The following is a 4,390-nucleotide window of genomic DNA, read 5'->3' as shown; positions in this document are numbered from 1 at the left end:
GCTTATCGAAGGCCTTAGTGATGCAGGTTGTCAGTTTGAAATGCAAGCTCATGTAAGCGAAATCACTGAACAAGGAAATGGTTTGCTTGCTCGTTTAAGTAATGGCCAAGAACTTGAGTGTGCCTTGGTTATTTCTGCCGTCGGCCTGAAAGCCAATATACAAATTGCTCAAGACTCGGGGATTGAATGCCAGCAAGGGATTGTCACCAACGCCTTGCTACAAACTAGTGCAGAAGATGTCTACGCCTTAGGTGACTGCGCAGAGATCGAAGGGCAGGTCAGACTCTACGTGCTGCCACTAATGACCTGCGCACGCACCTTAGCGAAGACTCTGACCGGCACACCGAGCCAGGTAAGCTTCGGCATCATGCCGATAGCAACTAAAACACCCGCCTGCCCCGTCGTCGTTTGCCCACCTGCCAGTGCTTCAGGCCAATGGCGCTTCGAACAAGATGGCCTGAATATTTGTGGTCGTCATTATAACGAGCAAGACTGTTTGGATGGTTTTGTACTAACTGGGCAACGCTGTGTTGAAAAACAAGCGCTAGTTAAAGAGCTCAGTAGTCTTTAAGCTAAAGACTCCCTGAATTAGGCGCTTTGTTTAAAACTCAACAAAGCGCGATTAATAAAGTGAGTCATGATCATGCAAGACGTACTACAACAACTCATCGATGTCCTTCAACTTAAGCAACTCAACAACTTAGTCTTTGAAGGTTGCAGCGAAGATTTGGGCTTCAAAAATGTATTCGGTGGACAGGTCTGTGGTCAAGCACTGATGGCGGCTTATCAAACAGTCGATCAACTCAGCGCTCACTCAATGCATGGCTACTTTTTACGCCCAGGGGATCATTCTCTACCAATTCAGTACGAAGTGCAGATTATTCGAGACGGTAGTTCTTTCGCAACACGGCGAGTCATTGCCCGGCAAGACGACAAAGAGATTTTTACCCTCAACGCTTCGTTTCAAAAAGATGAAGCGGGTTCAGAACACCAGTTTGATATGCCCGAAAGCAAGTCGCCAGAAGAACTGGCTTCCGAGCTGGAAATACGTCGTCGCTTTAAGCACCTGATACCTGAAAAACTTAGGGAGCAGTTCACCCGCGATAAACCAATCGAAATCAGACCAGTTAAGCCAATTGACTATACCAACCCGGATATTCGTCCACCCTATAAGCAAAATTGGTTTAGAGCGGTGGCATCAGTCCCCAATGATCTATCATTACACCATTGCCTTCTGGCCTATGCCTCGGACTTCGGCCTGCTTGGTACTAGTATGCTGCCGCACGGTTTGAGTTTTATGCAAAAAGGCATGCAAGTTGCGAGTCTTGATCATTCGATATGGTTCCATCGCCCTTTCAAGGTTGATGAATGGTTACTTTACGATATGGATAGCCCTAGTGCGTCAGGCGGAAGAGGCTTTAATCGAGGGAATATTTTTAACCAACAAGGTGAGTTAGTTGCTTCAGTATGCCAGGAAGCATTGATTAGAAAACGTAGTTAAAACTGCAAATGCGTGACGCCTTGCTAGGATACGTCACGCGTATCGCTTTCAGACTTATCAAGCCACTGAAGTAGCCTCTCCATCGGCAAAGGTGGGGTTAGTAAATAACCTTGAACAGAATCGCACTTTAGCTCTCTTAAGCGCTCCATCGTCTCTTCATTTTCGACACCTTCTGCCACCACCTGATAACCCAGTTTTTGGCACATGTTAATGGTTGCTTCAGCAATGAGCTCATTGCCCTCATCCCCACATATTCCCGATATCAAGGATTTATCGATTTTAATCTCTGTCGCCGGTAATGACTTTAAATACGCCAAAGAGGAGTAGCCAGCGCCAAAGTCATCAACCGATAAACGTAAGCGTAAAGCACACACTTTATTTAAGACCTCAATCGCATCCAAAGGATTCGCCATCATCGAGGTCTCAGTTAACTCAAAATAAATGCGCTGAGGATCGCTGTTGTTATCAGCCATTTGAGCGCTCAGAAAATCAATCAAATCTCCCTCTCGCAGGTTCAACACCGATAGATTGATTGACATATTCAAGTCCCAACCAAGCTCTTTGAGACTATTCTGGGCTTTAAGTGCATTGCTCACCACCCAGCGTGTTAATGCTTTAATAATGCCTGTTTGTTCGGCAATCTCAATAAACTCATCAGGCCTAACCAAGCCATAACGCTCATGGTTCCACCTTACCAAGGCCTCCATACCTACAACTCGATTCTCTTTAAGAGAGTATTTAGGCTGAAAGTACAAAGCCAGATGATCATTCTTGATCGCTTCCTTCAATTCAGAAACCATCATCAAGCGGCGCGCATTGTATTGATCATATTCAGGGCGATAGTAAGAAAGGTGTCGCTCAAGTGCTTCCGATGAGTCTGCAGCTACTTGGGCATGGCGCAATAAAGTTTCGGTGTTCAAACCGTGCTCAGGACAAACAGCCACACCAATTACCGGACGCAGTTCCAGACGCATCTCCTTAAACTCAATTGGTTGCATTGCCTGCTTTAGAATTTCATTTACCTGCTCTGTGTGGCTTTCCGCAAGCTCTGCCTCAACGAGCATCACAAATGAGCCTGGCTCCAAAGAACAAATTAATGCTTCCTCGGAAGGCCCCTGAAGTTTGACGATACCTGGCATATTAACCGACAATGCAGCGAAATTCTGAGCCACCTCGACCTGCATTAAATCAGTATTATGGTGACCCAAGGTACGACTGATCTCCATATAACGAAGGATTTCGATCACACAAATAGCGATCCGTTTATTCCCACGAGACTCAATAACCAAATTAGCCTGCTGCTCAAAGCAGGAGCGGTTTGGCAAGTGGGTCGTGGGATCAGATAAAGACTTGTTTAATAGCTTCTGTTCGGTTTCTCTGCGCTCAAGTTGCTCCAGTAATCGTGCTTCTTGCGCAGCTATTCGCTGCCTATGCTCTTGATAGAAACGTGAGGCTAAGGCTGCGTTTAGTATAAATAGCTCTAGTGCTGAACCGATCTGCATACCGTACTCGGTAACGAAGCTCACCGGCATCAGGCCCTGTTTACTGAGCGCAGATATCGTCACACCAAACATGAAAGTACTCCATGCTGTGGCATAGATCCACGCCATCCTATTCCCCATAAAGCCCAATATTGGCCCCATTATGAGTAAAACAAAGCTGCCAGGAATGGCCCCCATCACCGACAATTGCAAGGAGGTCTGCGCATCAAATACCAAGATGCCAGCAAGGCCAATCAAGGCAATACCAATGATCGCATTGATTAAATACCCCAAAGTCTTACTGTATTGCTCAGGCTTGAGAAATTCTCGTGAGAATAGCGCTGAAAAAAGTAAACAGCTGGACGGCAATAACAATAAAAGCGTGTGATGAAACTCGGGGTTATCTGAATAAATAAAGGGGAAAAGCTTCGCTCTCATAATACCAAAGAACAGCATGTACAAGAATGCTGCGACTGAATAGTATAAATACAGCTTTTCCCTGAGCGCGACAAAGATTAATAAGTTAAAGAAGACAATAACTGATACAACGCCAAAGTAGGTCGCATGTAATGCGTCTTCTTTTCCTAGCTGCACAAAGGTGCTCGTTGCATCAGAAATTTTCATCGGAACCAACTGAGAACCTGCCGTGTCGACTCTTAGATAAATCTGGTGGGTTTCACCCGCAGCTATTTTGACAGGAAAGAGAAAATTAGGGTGATCTATCAGGCGCTGCGAATAGGGCTTTCTATCTCCGGTGTGAACTTCACTGACTAAGTTGTCACCTGCAAAATGATAAAAATCCACATAATCCAACAAAGGGTAACTGATCTCTAGAATCTGCTCCTTTTGCGCCTGGCTTGGGTTACTTAATTCAAAACGATACCAGTACGGATAACGCTGATAACCAAAGTTAGCCGAGTCTTCACTAAGACCTTTCCATTCACCTTCTCTTACAAGGCTTTTTATTGCCTCTATGCCGCTGTTACCTGAGTGATCTACTAGGTATTCACTTCGAATAATACGGGGCGCACCATCGTCTGGCATCACATTCGTAATACCCCAAGCAGGCCCGATAAAGCTTCCACTTAGACACAGCAAGAATATCAGTAGCGGCCTAAGCAAAATGTTTTTTAAGAACGTCATATATAAGGTTGGCTAATTTTAGTGTAAACAATTTCTCTGTTTCTTAAGCGTAGCAGGACAATTGATTTTTTCCTCTGCTCACTTGATATACATTTATGAGTAGATTCCCCCTTATTCACAAACTATTTCAAACAAATACATGCTATGACTTCAACTAAGCTCTATACTGAAGCTATGCTGCCTATAAAAAATATACTTGTAGAAAATAAGGAGTTATCGATGAGTAGTGCAGAAGCGAGCAAACAAGCCAAAATAATTAGTGAAC

Annotated in this window: 3 protein-coding genes; 2 read left to right on the top strand and 1 reads right to left on the bottom strand. The window is 44.7% G+C overall.

Annotation, left to right across the window (positions count from 1 at the left end; all coding sequences use genetic code 11):
- Together A3761_RS15725 and A3761_RS15720 are read left to right on the top strand one after the other, a co-directional pair.
- On the top strand, positions 1 to 571 hold a 571-nt coding region (locus tag A3761_RS15725; protein WP_197473066.1), incomplete at its 5' end, for an FAD-dependent oxidoreductase.
- Positions 572 to 643: 72 nt separating this feature from the next.
- Positions 644 to 1,501 (top strand): acyl-CoA thioesterase II, encoded by an 858-nt coding sequence (locus A3761_RS15720; protein ID WP_068510077.1) that lies wholly within the window; start codon positions 644 to 646, stop codon positions 1,499 to 1,501.
- Positions 1,502 to 1,524: 23 nt separating this feature from the next.
- Here A3761_RS15720 and A3761_RS15715 read toward each other — a convergent pair whose 3' ends face one another.
- Positions 1,525 to 4,125, bottom strand: a complete 2,601-nt coding sequence (locus A3761_RS15715) for an EAL domain-containing protein (protein ID WP_068510047.1) — start codon at positions 4,123 to 4,125, stop codon at positions 1,525 to 1,527.
- Positions 4,126 to 4,390 lie beyond the last annotated feature (265 nt).

It is taken from the genome of Oleiphilus sp. HI0123, assembly GCF_001635315.1.
Note: the sequence above shows the minus strand (reverse complement) of the source record. Positions and strands in the feature narration are given on the sequence as shown.